Source organism: Martinezella dioscoreae (genome assembly GCF_009176305.1).
Classification (GTDB): Bacteria; Pseudomonadota; Alphaproteobacteria; order Rhizobiales; family Rhizobiaceae; genus Rhizobium; species Rhizobium dioscoreae.
The window spans coordinates 38,325-56,727 of sequence record NZ_BLAJ01000018.1 but is presented as its reverse complement, the minus strand read 5'-3'; the positions used below and the strand labels follow the sequence as shown (position 1 = coordinate 56,727).

19 protein-coding genes are annotated in these 18,403 nt (G+C 59.0%); 15 read left to right on the top strand and 4 right to left on the bottom strand.

Translation table 11 applies throughout. The features are described from left to right. The first annotated feature begins 4 nt into the window (after positions 1 to 4). Entirely contained in the window at positions 5 to 238 is a 234-nt protein-coding gene (locus tag GDN47_RS30125) for a tautomerase family protein (protein WP_152094861.1), read from the top strand. 7 nt (positions 239 to 245) lie between these two features. Here the strand turns inward: GDN47_RS30125 and GDN47_RS30120 are convergent, their stop codons facing one another. Together GDN47_RS30120 and GDN47_RS30115 are read right to left on the bottom strand one after the other, a co-directional pair. Beyond that, on the bottom strand, positions 246 to 899 hold the full coding sequence (locus GDN47_RS30120) for an HAD-IA family hydrolase (RefSeq protein ID WP_152094860.1): 654 nt from the start codon (positions 897 to 899) through the stop codon (positions 246 to 248). Then, complete coding sequence (locus tag GDN47_RS30115) at positions 899 to 1,819, bottom strand: sugar-binding transcriptional regulator (protein ID WP_173002603.1); 921 nt, start codon at positions 1,817 to 1,819, stop codon at positions 899 to 901. Before GDN47_RS30115 ends, GDN47_RS30120 begins: the two co-directional genes overlap by 1 nt. Positions 1,820 to 2,047: 228 nt before the next feature. Between GDN47_RS30115 and GDN47_RS30110 the strand changes: the two genes are divergently transcribed. The 10 genes from GDN47_RS30110 (at position 2,048) to GDN47_RS30065 (ending at position 12,191) form a co-directional block, all read left to right on the top strand. Next, complete coding sequence (locus GDN47_RS30110; protein WP_152094859.1) at positions 2,048 to 2,989, top strand: tagatose-bisphosphate aldolase; 942 nt, start codon at positions 2,048 to 2,050, stop codon at positions 2,987 to 2,989. Continuing rightward, complete coding sequence (locus GDN47_RS30105) at positions 2,982 to 4,397, top strand: ROK family protein (protein WP_152094858.1); 1,416 nt, start codon at positions 2,982 to 2,984, stop codon at positions 4,395 to 4,397. The genes GDN47_RS30110 and GDN47_RS30105 overlap by 8 nt, the downstream gene beginning before the upstream one ends. 225 nt (positions 4,398 to 4,622) lie before the next feature. Then, positions 4,623 to 5,612: a substrate-binding domain-containing protein gene (locus GDN47_RS30100; protein WP_113332629.1), complete on the top strand. Its 990-nt coding sequence runs from the start codon at positions 4,623 to 4,625 to the stop codon at positions 5,610 to 5,612. Between the two features lie 108 nt (positions 5,613 to 5,720). Continuing rightward, complete coding sequence (locus tag GDN47_RS30095; RefSeq protein ID WP_113332630.1) at positions 5,721 to 6,785, top strand: ABC transporter permease subunit; 1,065 nt, start codon at positions 5,721 to 5,723, stop codon at positions 6,783 to 6,785. Further along, positions 6,778 to 7,524: an ATP-binding cassette domain-containing protein gene (locus GDN47_RS30090; protein WP_069615566.1), complete on the top strand. Its 747-nt coding sequence runs from the start codon at positions 6,778 to 6,780 to the stop codon at positions 7,522 to 7,524. Before GDN47_RS30095 ends, GDN47_RS30090 begins: the two co-directional genes overlap by 8 nt. Positions 7,525 to 7,764: 240 nt before the next feature. Further along, positions 7,765 to 8,022: a FitA-like ribbon-helix-helix domain-containing protein gene (locus GDN47_RS30085; protein ID WP_113332631.1), complete on the top strand. Its 258-nt coding sequence runs from the start codon at positions 7,765 to 7,767 to the stop codon at positions 8,020 to 8,022. Then, positions 8,019 to 8,441, top strand: coding sequence for a type II toxin-antitoxin system VapC family toxin (locus tag GDN47_RS30080; protein WP_152094857.1), 423 nt, complete (start codon positions 8,019 to 8,021; stop codon positions 8,439 to 8,441). Before GDN47_RS30085 ends, GDN47_RS30080 begins: the two co-directional genes overlap by 4 nt. A 293-nt stretch (positions 8,442 to 8,734) precedes the next feature. After that, a complete protein-coding gene (locus GDN47_RS30075; protein WP_152094856.1) occupies positions 8,735 to 10,252 on the top strand; it encodes an HAL/PAL/TAL family ammonia-lyase in 1,518 nt (505 codons plus the stop codon). A gap of 112 nt (positions 10,253 to 10,364) precedes the next feature. Continuing rightward, positions 10,365 to 11,369, top strand: coding sequence for an ornithine cyclodeaminase family protein (locus tag GDN47_RS30070; protein WP_152094855.1), 1,005 nt, complete (start codon positions 10,365 to 10,367; stop codon positions 11,367 to 11,369). A gap of 45 nt (positions 11,370 to 11,414) precedes the next feature. Continuing rightward, entirely contained in the window at positions 11,415 to 12,191 is a 777-nt protein-coding gene (locus GDN47_RS30065) for a phosphate/phosphite/phosphonate ABC transporter substrate-binding protein (RefSeq protein ID WP_152094870.1), read from the top strand. 31 nt (positions 12,192 to 12,222) lie between these two features. On the opposite strand, the gene GDN47_RS30060 is transcribed toward GDN47_RS30065, so the two are convergent. Beyond that, on the bottom strand, positions 12,223 to 12,804 hold the full coding sequence (locus GDN47_RS30060) for a nucleoside 2-deoxyribosyltransferase (RefSeq protein ID WP_152094854.1): 582 nt from the start codon (positions 12,802 to 12,804) through the stop codon (positions 12,223 to 12,225). A gap of 223 nt (positions 12,805 to 13,027) precedes the next feature. On the opposite strand from GDN47_RS30060, the gene GDN47_RS30055 reads away from it, so the two are divergent. The 4 genes from GDN47_RS30055 to GDN47_RS30040 all read left to right on the top strand — a co-directional run bounded on the left by GDN47_RS30055 (position 13,028) and on the right by GDN47_RS30040 (position 17,516). After that, the gene (locus GDN47_RS30055) at positions 13,028 to 14,275 is read left to right on the top strand and encodes an adenylate/guanylate cyclase domain-containing protein (RefSeq protein ID WP_113351181.1); all 1,248 of its coding nucleotides are present in this window, start codon (positions 13,028 to 13,030) and stop codon (positions 14,273 to 14,275) included. Between the two features lie 251 nt (positions 14,276 to 14,526). Next, entirely contained in the window at positions 14,527 to 15,051 is a 525-nt protein-coding gene (locus GDN47_RS30050) for a DUF992 domain-containing protein (RefSeq protein ID WP_152094853.1), read from the top strand. Positions 15,052 to 15,236: 185 nt separating this feature from the next. Next, positions 15,237 to 16,469, top strand: a complete 1,233-nt coding sequence (pepT, locus tag GDN47_RS30045; RefSeq protein WP_152094852.1) for a peptidase T — start codon at positions 15,237 to 15,239, stop codon at positions 16,467 to 16,469. Positions 16,470 to 16,742: 273 nt separating this feature from the next. Beyond that, positions 16,743 to 17,516, top strand: coding sequence for a hypothetical protein (locus tag GDN47_RS30040; RefSeq protein WP_152094851.1), 774 nt, complete (start codon positions 16,743 to 16,745; stop codon positions 17,514 to 17,516). 98 nt (positions 17,517 to 17,614) lie between these two features. On the opposite strand, the gene GDN47_RS30035 is transcribed toward GDN47_RS30040, so the two are convergent. Then, entirely contained in the window at positions 17,615 to 18,232 is a 618-nt protein-coding gene (locus tag GDN47_RS30035; protein WP_152094850.1) for a hypothetical protein, read from the bottom strand. Positions 18,233 to 18,403 lie beyond the last annotated feature (171 nt).

The following is an 18,403-nucleotide window of genomic DNA, read 5'->3' as shown; positions in this document are numbered from 1 at the left end:
CCCGATGCCCCACATAATTTTGAAAATGGCAGCAGGAAGAACCGAAGCAATGAAACATGCCGTGGCTGAAAATCTGACCAAGGCGGTCATCGAAACACTCGGCGTTGATGAGAGTTCGGTATCGGTCGCGATCGAGGATGTCGCGATGTCCGATTGGACTGGGAAGGTCTATGTCCCCGATATCCAGGGCAAGTCAGACACGATCTATAAAAAGCCGGGCTACGATCCGTTTCGGTGAGGGCTAGTCAATCAGGTCTGGCAGAGAGACGCAGATTACCATTTGCATCGATGCCCGCACTCACGCAATCATAGTCTTCAATAGTCGGATGCCGTGTGAATAACGGCGTCCGATGGGTCGCGCTGATCACAAGCACGGAAGCACCTGAGGCCTCCGCCGCCGCTGGTGTATCCTCAAAAATAAGACATTCTTCAATAGGTTGTGCCAACATCCTTGCAGCTAACATGAAGCAATCCGGCGCCGGCTTGCCATGCTGCACATCCTCGCCGGCGATCAGAATCTCCGGCCAGGGAATACCGGCTGCCGCAATGCGGACCTTGGCGAGTTCACGGGGAGCGGAGGTGACGATCGCCCAGCGATCCAACGGCAGGCTTTTCAGAAAGCCGATAGCGCCCGTGATCGGTTCGACGCCGGCAACATCATCGATTTCGGCCTGTGTGAGTATCCTGACCTCTTCGGCGGGATCGATCCCCGAAAGGCCGAGGCGGGTGATCGTCTCGATCGCCTTGCGACCATGAATGGTCGCCAGCAAGGCGATGGCATCGACACCGCGTTTTTCCGCCCACGAGGTCCAGACCCGTTCGGCGACCGCTATCGAATTCAGGACGGTTCCATCCATATCGAACAGGAAGGCGCCGAAGGAGCGGTCGTCAAAGGGCATCAGGATCGATCCTCGACTTTTGGGTTGGACGACAGACGATCGAGGATAGCCTGTGCGGTATTGGCATCGGTGACCAAAGCATTGATCATTCCCGATCGTGCCGCGCCGATAATGCCGCTAGCTTTGCCGGGAGTAGCAGCAACGGCGATGCAGAGCGGCACCTTCCGCAATTGTGCGGGAGAGGCTGCAATCATGCCCTCCTCTCCATCCCAGTGCAGGATCTCGCCCTCCTCGGTGACGTAGTGGCGCAGCACATCGCCGGCTGCATGGCTCAGCGCCTTTTCGCCCGGCAACGCTGTTTCCGAGGGGTTGGCCGCATGTGTCAGCCCGACGCCGACGATTGCCGCGTCCAGCCTGTCCCAGAGAGACGTCACCTGCTGGACTGTAGGATCTCCGAGAAACGCGTCCCGGAGTTCTGTCGAAGAGATATAGGGCGCATGCAGAAAATGCGGCACGCCACCCATCTGGACCGCCGCCTGGCGCACGAATTCGTTGATCTGGAAGTGAGGCGCTGCGTGCTGCATGCCGCCGTTCAGCGCAACCGTGAGGATGCCAGGCAATTGCGGCAGGCCAGCCAATGTCACCTCGCGCACCGCCCGCCCCCAGCCGATGCCGAGCGTCGAACCTGAACGCAGGCCCGCTTGCTGCAGGAGCGAGCCGACAGGCGCGGCAAGCGCGCTTAGCACGTTTGATGACGGCGTATCGATTACGGCAGCGGTGTGCAGCTTCAGGCTGTCGATCAGTGCAGCACTCAGGTCTTCAGCAGGTGAGAGATCGATCACTTCGATCCGGACGATCCCGACTGCCCGGGCTCGCTGCAGCAACCGCGAAACCGTCGCCGTCGACAGACCAAGCTTCCTGGCAATATCCACCTGCGCCATATCGGATTGGTAGTGCAGTTTGGCGACCGTGTGCAGCAACGCGCGATTTGCCGCAGCCTCCTGCGATTGAGACGAATTCAGATTGAAATTCCTTTCTGCAATGTGTTACACGTACGGCACTTGAGGAGTTATCGCTTAAAAAGCCCGGTTTCGCAACGTTTATACCGCGCATGAGAGTCCTCAATTTCAAGAGTATTGCCCTCTTCGAGGAGTAGGGAAGGCTTGCTCGTATGGGTGCCGTTTCGCAACGGCTGGAGGAAGGATCACATGACGAAATTGACGACAGCGGAGATGCGCGGCTACCAGCAGATTTGCGGCAGCGACGGTGCCATGATGGTGATTGCCTGCGATCAGCGCGGCGGCATGCGCAGCCTTCTAGCCAAGGACCCGGCCGAACAGGCGGCGATCTCCGATAAGGTGCTGGGGGACACGAAGGCCGATATCGCCCGCTTCCTCGCGAGCAAGGCGTCCTGTGTTCTCGTCGATCCCATCTGCGCCGTGCCGGCGCTGGTGGATGATCGTGTCCTTCAGCGCGATACCGCACTGCTGATCGGCCTCGATGCTTCCGGCTGGGATACATCGGCGGACGGCTATCGTCTGTCGAAGCTGGTTGCCGGCATCTCCGCACGCCGCGTGCGCCAGCTGGGGGCAACGGGTGGCAAGATTATGGTCTATCTGCGCTCGGATCGGGATGCGGCGAACGCCCACAATATTCAGATCCTGAAGCAGTGCATCCAAGATTTCGCGCATGAGGATCTTCTGCTGGTCGTTGAATTCCTGACCTACAAGTTCGAAGACGAGGATGAGACAGATTACAAGGCGAAGCTGCCCTCTCTGATCGTCGGCGGCAGCAAGATCTGCCTCGATCTCGGTGCGAAAGTCTTGAAAATCCCTTATCCCGGCTCGTCGGAAGCCTGCGCCGAAGTCACGCGCCTTTCCGGCGATGTGCCGTGGGCGGTGCTGTCGGCCGGTGTCGACCACGCCACCTTCCTCAGCCAGGTCGAGGATGCCATGCGCAACGGCGCTTCGGGCGTCATCGCCGGTCGCTCGCTGTGGAAAGACTGCATCTCGCTCGATCGTTCGGTAACGAAGAATCGTCTGGAGACGGTTGCGGTGCCGAGGCTTCGCGAAATTCAGGCCGTCATCGCGACGCACTTCAAGGGCACAGGCTCTAACGGCGATGATCAAAGGCAGCGCGCCCATGGCTGACATCGCCATCGGTGTCGATATTGGCGGCACGAATATTCGTGCCGCCCTCGTCTCCGTTCAAGGCGAGATCCTTTCCAAGCTGTCGGAAAGAACCCCGACAGATCCCCTGTTGGCATTGGAGCGCGTCATTGCGATGGCGCGCTCGCTCGACACTCCTGAAGTTTTGGGGATCGGTGTCGGCATACCAGGGCGGGTCGACGTCGACAGACGCGAGATTCTGTCTGGCGGCATCCTCAACCTTTCCGGCCTCGATTTCGTAAAACGGCTCGAGACAGTGCTGCAAAAACCTATTGTCATCGAGAATGATTGCAGTATGGCGTTGATCGCCGAAATGCGGATCGGCGGCGCCAAGGGCTATCAAAACGTCGCGATGCTGACGATCGGGACGGGCATCGGGGGAGCTGTCGCCCATGCAGGGCGCATCTACCACGGGCACAAGGCGGCCGGTCAACTCGGCCATATTTGTGTATCGCAGGATGGCCCGCCCTGCCCTTGCGGCAGACGCGGCTGCGTCGAGACCTTCAGTTCCGGAACCGCCTTACGCCGGCACATCGCCGAATCCGGTTTGTCGGTGACGACAATCCGCGAAATTTTCAACATGGCGGCGGAAGGAAACGACACGGCAGTCCGTGTGCTGCGCCAATGGGCAACACCCTTGCGTGCCGCACTCGACAATATCGCAGCGACCATGGATCCGGAGATTATCCTGCTCGGCGGCGGGCTTGGCTGTGATGCTGCGCGGGCTCTTGCCGATTTGCCACCAAGCGCTCCCTGGTTCTGCCCCGCCATATTGCCGGCGAAGCTTTCAGACGATGCCGGCGTGATCGGCGCCGGACTTTCGATTTTCGGCGCTGATGCCCTGCCGCGGCGAAAGCGGGTCGTCATGGTCAACGGCGTGCCGGCTTCCGGCAAAAGCAGGCTGGCCAAGGCTTTGTCGCTGCGGACCGGCTGGCCGGTCCTGTCTCTCGACGGCATCAAGAACCCGTTCCTGCAGCATATCGGTTCCGTCGACCGCGACTTCAATCGGACGCTGGGAAAGGCAAGCTACCAGGCGATCTGGTCCTTTATCGCGGAGGCGCCGACGGGCGCGACCTTCATTGTCGATGCATGGTTCGGCTTTCAGCCGAAGGCTCAACTAGAGAGTTATCTCAATGCTGCGCAGATAGGCCATGTCGCAGAGCTCTGGTGCAAGGTGCCTGGATCGGTTGCCGGCGCGCGTTACGCCAGTCGATTGAAGGACCGATTACCTGGACATCCAGGTGCCGAATATGTGCCGGAATTGGTAGCGCTTGCCGAACGGGCCGAGCCTATGGGGTGTGGTGCCGTAATGACGGTCGACCAGACGGAGGAACCGGATATGGCGGCTATCATGGCCTGGCTTTCAAAGATCTTCGAGGGCGAATCATAAGCGCCGCCGTCCGGGCAGACGGCATAAATGCGAAATAATCCTGAACTGTCGTGCGACGCTATGTCCCCGGCAGATGCCGGCATTGTGTGCATGGCAGAATTGTGTAGCTATATCAACAAGATGATGGAAATTCTTTGCAGAAAAAAATTGCTTGACGTGCCGCAGTAACCCACTGATTATCGCTTTGCCGGACAGGGGAGGTTCGGCTTCAAGAGGAGGAAAATTATGGAGCGCCGCTCATTTCTCAAGGCTACGGCCGTGGCATCGCTCGCTACCGGTGTTGCGGCAGTTGCCGGCAGCACCAAAGCCGCAGACAAGAAGTTTACGATTGCCCTCATTCCGGGTCTGACGACCGACGCCTTCTATATTACCATGCGCAAGGGTGCCGAAGCGGCAGCCAAGGCTGTCGGTGCCGAGCTCGTTTTTCAGGGCGGCCCCGATTTCAACCCGGTGACCCAGGTTCCGGTTCTTGACGCAGTGATCGCCAAGAAGCCCGATTTCATTCTGATTGCGCCGACCGACAAGGATCAGCTCATCCAGCCTCTGAAGAAGGCTGCTGATGCCGGCATTCCGATCATCACCGTCGATACCTTCATCGGTAACGGCGTCTACCAGACCGGCAGCGGTGATGCCGATTTCCCGCTGGCCTATATCGCTTCCGACAACCTGCTCGGCGGGGCGATTGCCGCCCGCGCACTGGCAAAGGCCGTTGGCGAAAAGGGCAAGGTCTATGTTTCCAACGTCAAGCCCGGCGTCTCGACCACCGACCAGCGTGAGCAGGGTTTCAAGGAGGAGATGAAGAAGTATCCGAACATCACCGTTCTGGAGACGCAATATAATGATGACGACGCCAACAAGGCAGCATCGCAGCTGCAGGCCGTCTTCGCACGCAACTCCGATCTCGATGGCGTTTTCGGGGCCAATCTGTTCTCCGCTCTCGGTGCTGCCAACGGCGTGCAGCAGGCCGGCCAGACGGGTAAGATCCGCGTGGTGGCCTTCGATGCGCCGACGTCTATCGTTGATAACATCAACTCCGGTCTCGTCGATCTGGCGATTGCGCAGCATCCGGCCGAGATCGGCTATTTCGGAGTGATGGCCGCTTATGCGCATCTCACCGGCAATTCGATTCCGACAGCGATCGGGACCGGTTTCACGGTCATCGATAAGTCGAACGTAGCCGACAAGAAGATCGCGAAGTTCATCTACTCCGATTGATGCGGGGATAGTCTGTGCCTCGCCGATCGGCGAGGCACATTATCCAACGATGATAGAGCGACGGCGCCCTAATCTTCGCGCTTCCAACGCTCCAGTTTGGACCGATCCATGACAATCGACAATGCAGAGGTCCGCAAGGCGGATCAGCACGTGGCGCCACAGGCAGACCACGGCGACCAGGCAAAAACACTTCTTAATCGTATCGCGCAATTGCGCGCGTGGCTCTTTCTTGCTGCGCTCATCGTAACTTTCGAGATCTGGGCGCGGATCGACTTCGGTGGCACGTTCATCGGCTCGAGCTTCAACTGGCAGTCCGTTGCGATCTTCGCGGTAGCACCGTTGCTGCTGGCAATCGGGCAGACTTTCGTCATCATCTCAGGCGGTATCGATCTGTCGACCGGCTTCATCATGGGCCTTGCGGCCGTCGTCGCCGCGCATATTGCCAATATCGCCGGTCTTTACATGCCTCTGCCCGTCGCAATGGTCTTCGGCATCCTCGTCGCCATGCTGGCAGCCGCAGTCCCCGGCCTCATCAATGGTCTCCTGATCTCTCGTCTCAAGGTTCCGCCGTTCATTGGTACACTCGGCATGTTCGGCGTGGCGCGTGGCACGGCCTTCCTGCTCGCCGGCGGTACGACGGTGCCGGTCAAGAACTCCTATTTTGCCGAGCTTGGCAACGGACGATTCTATGGCGTGCCCTATCTCGTCATCGTCACACTCGTCTTCGTGGTGATCATGCATTATTTGCTGAGCCAGACCCGCTTCGGCCAGCATAATTATGCCATCGGCGCCAATGCCCAGGCGGCGCGCCGCGCCGGCATCGACATCAAGTCCCATCTGCTGCGGCTCTATATTCTCTCGGCCGTCTGTGCGGGCCTGGGCGGCGCGCTCTATGCGGCCCGTTTCACTGCAGGCGCCGCCCAGGCGGGCGAGCCCCTGCTGCTCGATAGCGTGGCCGCCGTCGTTATCGGCGGCGCCAGCCTCTTCGGCGGTTCCGGCACGATCATCGGCACCATTGCCGGCGCTCTCGTCATCGCCGTCATCCAATATGGTCTCGTCTTCATGAATGTGGAGCCGTTCTGGCAGTTCATCGCTGTCGGCGTCGTCATCATCATTTCGGTGCTCATCGACCAGGCGCAGCGTCGGTTCAGCGGAGCAAAACAGGATGAATAGTGCAACTCCCCTCCTCGAGGTCCGCAATCTCTCGCGTTATTTCGGTGCGGTGCGTGCCCTCGACAATTGCTCCATGGTCGTGCGGCCTGGTGAAGTCGTGGCACTTGCGGGTGACAACGGCGCCGGCAAGACGACGATGATCAAGGCGATTTCCGGCGTCTATCCGCCGACCGCCGGCGAAATCCTGATCGAAGGCAAGCCTGTCACCTTCTCATCGCCGCAGGATGCGCGCGAGAAAGGCATCGAGACGATCTATCAGGATCTGGCGCTCGCCGATAATCTGCCGATCGGCGCCAATATTTTCCTCGGCCGTGAGCCGATGAAGAAGCTCTTCGGCTTCCTGCCGGTGCTCGATCGGAAAGCCATGGCCGAAGCGGCGCGCAAGACGATGGCGGAGCTGGATTTCCACGTGAAGAGGCTCGATGCGCCCGTCAGCAACTTTTCCGGCGGTCAGCGGCAGGCCGTCGCGATCGGGCGTGCCGTCTATTGGAATGCCCGCATCCTCGTTATGGACGAGCCGACCGCAGCACTCGGCGTGCCGGAACAGCGCAAGGTCGTGGCCCTCATCAAGTCGCTGAAGGCGCAGGGGCGCGGCGTCATCTTCATATCGCACAATCTGCAGGACATTTTTGCGGTCTCCGACCGCATCGTCGTCCTGCGCCGCGGGATCGTTGCCGGCGAACGCAACATCGCCGACACCAATCACGAGGAAGTCGTGAGGCTCATGGTCGGCGGTTAGCAGGATCGCCGGCACATGATTTGAGCCGAGGGCGGCGATGGTGTTTCGTCGCCATTGCCGTTTCGTTATCAGCAATCAAAGGCGCTCATTTTGGATTCACCAGAGCAGTAGCAAGAACCAAGAGGCCGGCAGTTAATGCTGGAGCGCGTAGAAAGCCAGCAAGCGCGTTTCCGCTTGCTTTGCTTTGATTGCGTTCTCATATATTGCTATCAATGCAATCAAATATGGGAGCGTGAAGCAATGGCATCGATCACCATTCGCAATGTGCCGGACGAGGTGCATCGTGCGATCCGAGTGCGAGCTGCTATGCACGGTCGCAGCACTGAAGCCGAGATCCGCGATATTCTGGAAAAGGCAGCAAAACCAGAAGGCCGCCTGAAGCTGGGTTCGCTGTTGACATCCATTGCTCGTGAAGCGGGAGGGCTAACCGAAGCCGAAGCTGAGGGTTTCAACCAGCTTCGCGATAAGACCCCGGTCGGGCCAATTAGCTTCGAATGATTGTTCTCGACACCAACGTCATTTCCGAGCTGTGGAAGATCACGCCCGATCCGAATGTGTTGTCGTGGATCGATGCGCAGATGATCGAAACACTCTACCTCTCGATCATCACCGTTGCCGAACTGCGCTTCGGCTTGGCTGCGATGCCTGAGGGCAAGCGGCGTACAATCTATCAAGACCGATTGGAAAGGGAGGTTTTACCGGCTTTTGCCAACCGGGTTCTGCCTTTTGACCTGGATGCCTCGCAAGCCTATGCCGATTTGATGGCGTTAGCGAGGAGGGCAGGCAAATCCATTGGCACGGCAGACGGCTATATTGCCGCCACGGCTGCCTCACATGGCTTTATGGTAGCTACGCGCGATACTAGCCCTTTTGAGGCTGGCGGTTTAAGCGTCATCAACCCTTGGAACATAAAATGAAGACGGTTAAGGCAGTCGCGTGATAAGTCTGCCGAACAATCCGAATATTCAAATGGCAACAGCTTGTTCACGCTGAGCATCGCCCGACGATCCGCGTGACCGCACCCGTCGATCTTCCTACTCTCGCGGTACCGAATGCATTCGATCCTTAATCGGGGAGCTAATCAGGAAATATTCGTAATCTTCAAACGGGATGTGCGACTCCTCAGCCATCCCGGCAACAAATGCAATCTGGAGGCTGGATCGAGGAAGAGCCACCGGGCTATAAGTGCTTTTCCTGGAGGCAAGCAGGCATGACCGAAGCCGTACCCATCGTGCGTTTCACCGGTACCGCACCGAAGATAAGCGACATTGCTTCGATAGCGCGCCGTAGCGCATGGATCGAGGTTTCGACTGACGTTGAAAACAAAATCGCCGCTGCGCGCGCAGTCGTCGAACGCTATTTGGCAGCCGACAAACCAGTCTATGGTTTGACGACGGCATTGGGTGCCGGGGTCGACACACGGCTGGCCACGGACGACCTGATCGCCTTTCAGTTACGTGTACCGCAAGCCCGCGCCGTCGGGGTCGGGCCGGCGCTGCCATGCGAAATCATCAGGGCGATGATGGCCGCTCGTATTGCTGGCATGGCGGCTGGCGGCTCCGGCGTATCGCTCCCGGTTTTCGCCGGTCTCGTCGCCGCGCTGAATGCAGGCTTTCATCCGGTGGTTCCCTCGCTTGGCTCGATCGGCGCAGCCGATCTTGCGCCTCTGGCGCATATGGCACGGGCCTTGTTGGGCGACGGCGAGGCGGAGCTTGATGGCGCGATCATGCCGGCGCGGGATGCCCTCTCGAAACTCGGTCTGAAACCTTTGCCGGTCGCGCCGAAGGATGGCCACGTCCTCGTGGTCGCCAACAGCCTGTCGGTTGGCAAGGCCTGCCTCTGCATCGAGGATATCGTGCGCCTGTTCGATTGGTCGCTTGCAGCCGTCGCACTGAATTTCGAGGCATTCCGCGCCAATGTCTCGGCTTTCGATGACCGCGCGCTGGCGGCAAGACCAGCCTTCGGCCAGCGCGAAACCGCGGCGAGACTTCGCGAGCTGCTTTCCGGGAGCTCTCTTTTTGTCGACGGTGCGGCGCGGCGCTTGCAGGATCCTTTGAGCTATCGCTGTGCCCCGCAGGTCTGGGGTGCCCTGCTCCACGCGATCGGAGAAGCGCGCGCCACCACCGAGATCGAGCTTGCCAGCTCCGGGGACAATCCCGTCGTGCTCGCCGACGAGGGACTTATCCTGTCTCACGGCAATTTCGACATGACGGCCTTCGTTCTCGCATGGGAGCGGCTTGGCCAGGCAATCGCACATTGTGCGGCGGCGACCGCCTACAGAACGATGAAAATCATGTCTCCGGGCATGTCGGAGCTGCCGCGCTTCCTGACCCCGCTCGGACAGAGCAGGACAGGATTTGCCACCGTGCAGAAAACGGTCTCGGCGCTTGAAGCCGAGATACGCCATCTGGCCAATCCGGTTTCGCTCACGCCGATCCCGGTCGCGGACGGCGTCGAGGATCAGGCGTCGATGGCGCCGAGTGTCCTGACGAAGATCGAGGCGATGATCGAGCGGATGCGTTATCTGGTTGCGATCGAGCTTGTCGCGTCCGCCCAGGCCGTTGATCTGCGCGGTGTGGCGGGCGAGCTCGGCGGCGGAACGCAGCGCGCCTATCGCAAGGTGCGCGAAATTGTCCCGCCGCTGGAGGAAGATCGTGCGCAAGGACCAGATTTTCAGAGGCTGTCGGAGTTCATTGAGAATGCCGACATGATGGAGATGGCTTCCTGATCGATATGGCGGCAAGGCGGTCCACGCCCGCCGCCTCGCTTTCTCGCAGGCCGTCTGGCGGCCTGCATCATCCGATAAACCGGCACGGCCGGTGACATGCTGGAGAACGGTAATGCAGGAAATCTGGATCGACTATCTCAACGCCATCGACGCCAAGGCGCTGGCCCTTTCCAACGACGAAATACTCGACGCCGTGACCAAGGCGCTCGATGCGCAGGGGCGCGGCGAGACGGTCATCGAGCCTCGCGTTCATCTCGTGCCCGAGAGTTCCGACAAGGGTCATTTCAATGTGCTGCGCGGCTATGTGAAGCCGCTCGATTATGCCGGCGTCAAGGTCGTCGGCGATTTCGTCGACAACTACAAGCAGGGCCTGCCCTCGGAGCTGGCGGTTCTCAATCTCTTCGATCCGCGCACCGGCGTACCGAAAGCGATCATCGATGCGACTGCCATCACCGATATGCGCACCGGCGCGGTCACGGCTATCGGCGCGCGCCATCTCGCCCGCAAGAACAGCAGGATCCTCGGCCATATCGGCGCACGCGGCACTTCCTACTGGAACGTGCGGCTGCTCGATCACCTCTTCGACTTTGATGAGATCCGCGTGCATTCGCGCCGTCCAGAAAGTCGCGACGCCTTTGCGGCGCGCCTGGAAAAGGATCTCGGCAAGACGATCATCGTGACGGACAATTGGGAGGATTGCCTGAAAGGCGCCGATATCATGATCGAGGCGAGCCGGCTGCCAGAGCCGACGCCGCTTTTCAAGACCGCCTGGGTCAAGAAAGGCGCTTTCGTCGTACCTTATGGCACGATGAGTGCACTCGAATTCGACCTGACCGACATCATGGACAAGGTCGTCGTGGATGACTGGGGACAATGCGGACCCGGGCGTCCCTTCGGTGCCCTTCGCCGCCATGTCGATGAAGGTAAGGTGACGGCGGAGACGCTGCATGCCGAAATCGGCCAGATCGTTTGCGGCACGAAGCCGGGCCGCGAAAGCGATGACGAGACCATCCTCTTCTGGCATCGGGGCCTGAGCACCACCGACGTCGCGCTTGGCGCAGCCATGGTTGAAAAGGCAAAGCGCATGAATATCGGCCAGCGCCTTCGGTTTGCGTGACGCGTCATGACGATATCCTCTGCCGCGGCCATTGCCTGCTCACGAATGTACAATCTGAGCCCGAAAATATCCGGTCTCTGGGATGAGCTCTTTCATTGGCTTGCCGACCGGTCAGGCGTCGAGCTCGAAATCATTGCGCATGCGGCTCCGGCACCTCTGTCCGACCTATGGAGACGTCCGGACATGGGTGCCGTTTTCATGTGCGGCTTTCCGTTCTCCCGGCTATCGCCGGCGGAGCGTCCGCAGCCATTGGCCGCGCCGGTTTCCCTGGCGGACTGGGCAAACGGGCAGCCTGTCTATGCGAGCCATATCGTCGCCGCTCGTGAAAGAGCGCTGACTGAAGCCGATCTCGCAACTGCACGGTGGGGCTGGACCGTGCGGGACTCTCAGTCCGGCTATAATGCGCCGAGGGAATTCTTTTCCATGCTTGCGAATAGACCCGCAGCGGCGCAGATCGTCGGCCCACTTCTCAATCCACGCGGCGTAGTCGACGCCATTCGTTTAGATACCATAGATGTCGGCGCCATCGACGCCTATGCCTTTCAGCTGATGGCAATGCACGAGCCGGACATGATTGCGCCGTTGCGCATCGTCGCTACCACGAAGCCGGCTCCCTTCCCTTTGCTGGTGGCCGCAAGGCAGCAATCGCCAGATATCGTCGACGCGCTACGCGCCGTTCTTCTCAATGCCCACCAAGATCGGCAAGGGAGCGATATTCTCGCATCGCTCGGACTGCTGGCCTTTGCCGAGCCGGATGTTGCCGCTTATGACCAGCTTCCCGCAAGAGCGCGCGCCATCGATTCTGCTCTCGGAACATGGTGAAGTTCGGATGCGCCAATCAATAGCCGGCACATTATGCGCTGGCGACGTGTATCAATAATTTCTTTGCTGCGAGACCCAGACATTCCTCGAAGGCCGTCAGATCCAGAAAGAGCTGGTCAGCCGCGACCTGACGCGTGACGATGACGCCGTCACGTGTCGCTATGCCGCCATCGAGCATCAGATTGTCGGTCATGTCGAAATTTTCCAGCGCCATGCCGTCGGGACCACGGTGGCGTCCGTCCTCCCCGAGCTGCACTTCGCCGCCATAAAGCCTGCTCACACGCTCGAAGTGGTTATCGAGGCAGTTGGAAAAGGCAAATGCCGGGCAGCCGCGGGCGCACATGAAGCCGAGTTCGAAGGCCGTGCCGATATCGGCGGCGACACCACGAAACGGCGTCAGGTTGGCGATGATGAGATCGGCGCTCATCATCAGTTTCTCGTTGATGGAACTGATGGCAAGGCCGCGCTGCCGGCGCGTCTCCGTCTCAGGCACGGCAAGGTCACCGGGAGAAACCGGCGTAAAACCATAGCTGCGCGCCAGCGCGATCTTGCGATCGAGGATTTCCCTAGCGTTCGGGAGGAAGACTTCCGGGCCTGCCAGATATGCTCTCAATGCCTCACCTCTTTAATGAAATCTTGCACCGCAGCAGTTGCGGAACCATATGAAGCCTATGGCTGATTCAAGGCGCTACCGCCATAGCTGGGCGCATAATTTACGAAATCGCGAAATAACGGCGATTGCCGTTCCCGGTCAACGACGAGACGCGTATAGTTCCCTTCGGACCGAATGGCGCTCTCTGTTCAGGACAGGTGACGGAATTTGTGGGGTATAGAAAATGCAATCTTCTCTTGAGGCCGTTGCCGCCTCGACACAGGACGACCAGGGCAATTGGCCGACGAAACAAAGCAAGATCCTCGATTGGCTTATGAATGATGTCCGCGACCAGCGTTTCATCGACAATATCCTCGTGGAACTCTGCGAGAAAATGCGGGCAATCGGAGTTCCGGTCGCAAGAGCGACGATGCACTTCCGAACGCTGCATCCGCAATGGCTAGGGGCGAGAATTCTTTGGCGCACCGGCATGAAGGAGGCCGATATCGCGACCTTCAGCTATGGGGTCGAGAACACGCCGCAATTTCTGGCAAGCCCTATCAATGAGATTTTCAATGGCGCGACGGAAGTCCGGAAAAATCTCGAGGTCTGTGAAAAATCGGAGCTGAAATATCCACTATATAAAGAAATGCAGGCGGAAGGACTGACCGACTATATCGCCTGGCCGATCTACCACACGCTCGGCAAGCGCCATATCGTGACCTTTGCCTCGGATGCTCCGGGCGGCTTTACCGAACAGCACATCACTTTCTTGAAGGACCTGTTGCCGGCCCTGACAATGGTGACCGAGATCCGGTTGAAGAACATCATGGCCCGCACGCTGCTGCGGACCTATGTCGGACCGCATGCCAGCGAGAAGATCCTGGCCGGCGCCACGACGCGCGGCAGCGGCACCACCGTCGGTGCAGCGATCCTCATCTGCGATCTGCGCGACTTCACCACCATCTCTGACATGTGGCCGCGCGACGATGTCATCGAATTACTGAATGGTTATTTCGACGCGATGGTCGACCCGATCGAAAAGCATGGCGGCGAGATCCTCAAATTCATGGGCGACGGCCTGTTGGCCATTTTCCCGTTGAGCGATCCGAATGCCTGTCACAATCTGCTTCTTGCCATCAGCGAGGCGCAGGCAAGCGTTGCCGCACTTAATGAGGAAAACCGCAAGCATGGCCGTGAAATTCTGCGCTACGGTGTCGGCGTGCATGTCGGTGACGTAATGTATGGCAATATCGGCTCACGCACTCGCCTTGATTTCACGGTCATCGGTCCGGCCGTCAATATCGCTTCACGGTTGGAGTCCTTGACGAAGGAGGTCAAGCGGCCGGTACTTCTGTCCAAGGCCTTCGTCGACATGGCCGGCTGCAGGCGGGATATGGAAAGCCTCGGCTCCTTCCCTCTCAAGGGGCTTGGAGAACCGGTCGATGTGTTCGCCTTTGCCGCCAAGGAAGTCTTGCTTCAACACGGTTGACGGGTAGGCAGGGCGAGCTTTGCCCTGCAAATCCTCGATTTTGTACGGCGCGATTCAGTCGGTTGCAAAACGTGAAATGCCCAAAGGGTGCCGTGGCGGAAGGACTTCCCTATATTGTGAAGTGGATCATGACGATAGCCGCCTTAATTTGGGGATCGTTCTGCGCGTACGAACGTTAAATGAGGGTTGATTCTATCGGCTCTACCACGAGGGTGTTTGCCACCCATAATACTCTGACAAGGAGAAAACAGATGAGAAAAATCCTGACCCTGGCGTTTTCAGGGGCGGCGTTGATCGTTGCGGGCACCGCTGCGGCGCGCGCAGCCGACATGCCGGCGACCTATAGCGAGGAGCCGGATGACCGCAATGGCGTGAAAATCGGCTATCTCGAATGCGATATCGGCGGCGGCGTCGGCTACGTCCTCGGCTCTGCAAAGGAAATGGATTGCACGTTCCATTCGACGGTCGGTCATTCGCGTCGTGTCGATCATTATACCGGCGCGATCCGGAAGATGGGCGTCGATCTCGGCTTTACGACCCGCAGCCGGCTCGTTTGGCTCGTCTTCGCGCCGACAGCCGGCTACCATCGTGGTTCTCTGAGCGGCCTTTATCAGGGTGCTACCGTTGAAGCCACTGTCGGTGCCGGCGTGGGCACGAACATCCTTGTCGGTGGCACCGCCGGCTCCATCCACCTTCAGACCGTGAGCGTTACGGGTCAGCTCGGCTTGAACGTTGCGGCTACCGGTACGTCGGTCACGCTGACGTCGGTCGATTGAGTGTTTTGCTTAAAGTCTTGACCATTGAATATGGCCGCTCCTGCCTGGCGCTGGAGCGGCCTTTTCTGTCGGGGCGGTGACAGCCAGCTTCGCAGACCGGCGCCTTCCGCGCAAAATCGGTCTATCCATGTACCCTCGCGGCGCTATAGCTATGTAAACCCTAGAGATTCTTCGGAGCCAGATTCATGACCGATACCGTCACCGATCGTTTTCTTCGTTATGTCGTCGTCGACACGCAATCGGACCCGTCTTCGGTCACGCAGCCTTCCACTGCGAAGCAGAAGAATCTCGGGCGCATCCTGGTTGAGGATTTGCTAGCGATCGGGCTTGCCGATGCACATCTGGACGAGCACGGCTATGTCTATGCCACCATTCCATCGAATGCCGACAAGCCGGTTCCCGTCATCTGCTTTTGTTCCCACATGGACACAGCGCCCGATTTTACCGGCACGAATGTCAAACCGCAGATCGTGCGCGACTATTCCGGCGGTGATATCCGCCTCACCGGCGACCTGCAGCAGGTCATTCGCGTTGAAGAACACCCTGCCCTGCGCGATCAGATCGGCAACGACATCATCACCTCGGACGGTACGACGCTGCTTGGCGCGGATGACAAGGCCGGTCTTGCCGAAATCGTCGCAGCCGCCAAATATCTCGTCGACAATCCCGATATCCGCCACGGCACCATCAAGCTTCTGTTCACGACGGACGAAGAGATCGGGCGTGGTGTCGACAAGGTGGATTTGAAGAAGCTGGGAGCGCAATTCGCCTATACGGTTGATGGTGAAACGGCGGGGCATATAGAAGACGAGACTTTCTCGGCCGACAGTGTCGAGGTTATCATCCATGGCGCCGCCATCCATCCAGGCTTCGCCAAAGGAAAAATGGAAAATGCCATCAGGATTGCCGGCGCGATCATCGACAGGCTGCCGAAGAACATAGCTCCAGAGACGACGGACGGTCGCGACGGCTTCATCCACCCTACCGGCATCAGCGGCTCGATGGAGAAGGCTTCACTCGGCTTCATCATCCGCGATTTCGACGAGCAAGGCCTTGTCGACAAGGAGACTATGCTGGAGGCGATCGTCAAGGATGTCATGAAAGCCTATCCCGGCTCCTCGCACACCTTCACCGTTCGGCATCAGTATCGCAACATGAAGACGATTCTCGATCGCCATCCGGAAATCGTCGAAAATGCTGTCGAGGCCATCCGCCGTGCCGGCATGACGCCAGTGCGCGGCAGCATTCGCGGCGGTACGGACGGTTCCAGGCTTTCCTTCATGGGGCTGCCCTGCGCCAATATCTTTGCCGGCGGGCATGCCTTTCATTCGCCGCTGGAATGGGTAAGCCGGCAGGATATGGAAAGAGCCGTGAAGACGCTTGTAGAGTTGGCCAAGGTGTGGGCGGAGCGCTCCTGAAAGCTTTCGAGAAAAAACCTCGTTCATCCTATAAAAGCCTAGTAACCCTGTCGCGAAATAGACCATTTTGGTCTGTTCGGAGCCAATCTCTTTGTCATTATGCAAGCCATTCGCGAATTTTTATATTGAAGCATTACTAAATTAGGATATTCTATAATATAGTCTTGGGAGGAAAGGAGAATAAATAGGCCCCTTCATTCCAACTCTACGGTGCGCGCGCTCCGACAATCAGAAACAGGCTGACAAAAGCCTAAACTGAAACGGAGTTTAGTCATGAAAATACAATCTTCACGGATGGCAATCGCTGCGTCCGCTCTTCTTCTATTGACCTCGACAAGTTATGCAGAGCCCGGCGGCGGGACGGATCACGGTGGCAGCCGATCCGGAAGCAGCGGATTGGGTGTTGGCGTATCGGCTGGTGGCATCAACGCTGGTTTGGGCGCAGGGCTTGGCTCTAATGGGTTTAATGCCGGCGTCGGTGCATCGCTCGGCGGCACGAACGGCGTCAACGCCGGTGCGGGTGCTTCCGTATCCGGAACGAGTGGTGTGAACGCGGGCGTCGGCGCGTCCGTTGGCGGTTCCAACGGAGTCAATGCCGGCGTAGGCGCATCGGCCAATAGCAACGGCGTCAACGCTGGTCTCGGCGCTTCGGTTGGAGGCTCAAGTGGTGTCAATGCTGGCGCTGGTGTCTCCGTCGGCGGATCCGGAGTGGGCGCCGGCGTGGGTGTTGGTATCGGTGGGAGCGGTTCAGGCGGCAGCGGCGGTGGAACCGGCAGCGGGACTGGCTCGACTGGGGGTACCGGCTCCAGTGGAATGGGTATGGCAACCGGAGGCACAGGCGGCACGAGCGGCTTCGGGCTGGGCTCCGGCAATTCCGGCAGGGGATCGAGCACGCGCACGCTTGCCGCTTTCCGTACCATGTCGAGCGCTGAGCAGAAACGTATGCTGATTGCCTGTCGTCAGGTGACGGCATCCGGCAATTTCGATGCTGGTCTTGTCAGCCTTTGCCGGCTGCTGCGCAGTACGGCGAGCGCCGGCGGCCTATAGGCGGCTTTTCGTCGGGTGTCTCAACACCCCTTCGCTCGAGAATAAAAGTCTGCGCCCGTTGCCTCGATATCGGCAATGGGCACGGACATGCGTCCCAATTACCAGTCTACGCGGGCCACATTGTCGATCATCTGCCGGCTGCGGCGCAACATCATGCCAGGGGCATCCACCGCTCTGTTCAAAAGGTTGCGCGCGCCGGCAAGCGGATGAAATCCGACCCTTTCCTCCAGCACGGGAGGCGGATCGTCGTTTGCAAGCGGCGGAGTTGCCTCAGCATATTCCGGGTGACCTGTTATCAGCGGATCCTGTGTTTCGCATTGCGGCAGGCAGCGGTCGAAATGTTCCACGTCACCGGATGACGCGATCCTGGTCTTTGCGGCATCGGAATGCGATGCAATGCGCTTTACCGGCAAATTGGTCTTGGTCATGGCAGCAAGCGGCGAAGGTTGCGGGATTGGCACTGCCATCTGCGGCTTTGCCGGGCTCGCATCAATCGCTAACTGTAAATGGTTCACGGCAAGCTGCGGTGCGGGTGCTGGGCGATTGATAACGACGCGGCCGCTGTCGTCGATGAACTGTATGGTGCGGTCGACGGGGCCGGTTTGAACAATGACATAAAGAGCACCGACAACGGTGCCGCAAACAGCAAGCCCGGAACCCAGCCTTCGGGTTGTCTCGCTTTGACCATTCCACCACCTCATAGGCTGCGCATCCATCGACCGCTCCTTTTGACAAAATCCCGGATAGCCATTTTCATGCGAACTGTGGCGCGGCTTTTACCGAAACATGGCCAATTGCAGACCTTTTGCAAAGAAATGTTGACGAATGCACTTTGCGTATCCGGACGGTATGGATGAGCCGCATTCAAGGGCCGCCATTCAGCCTGC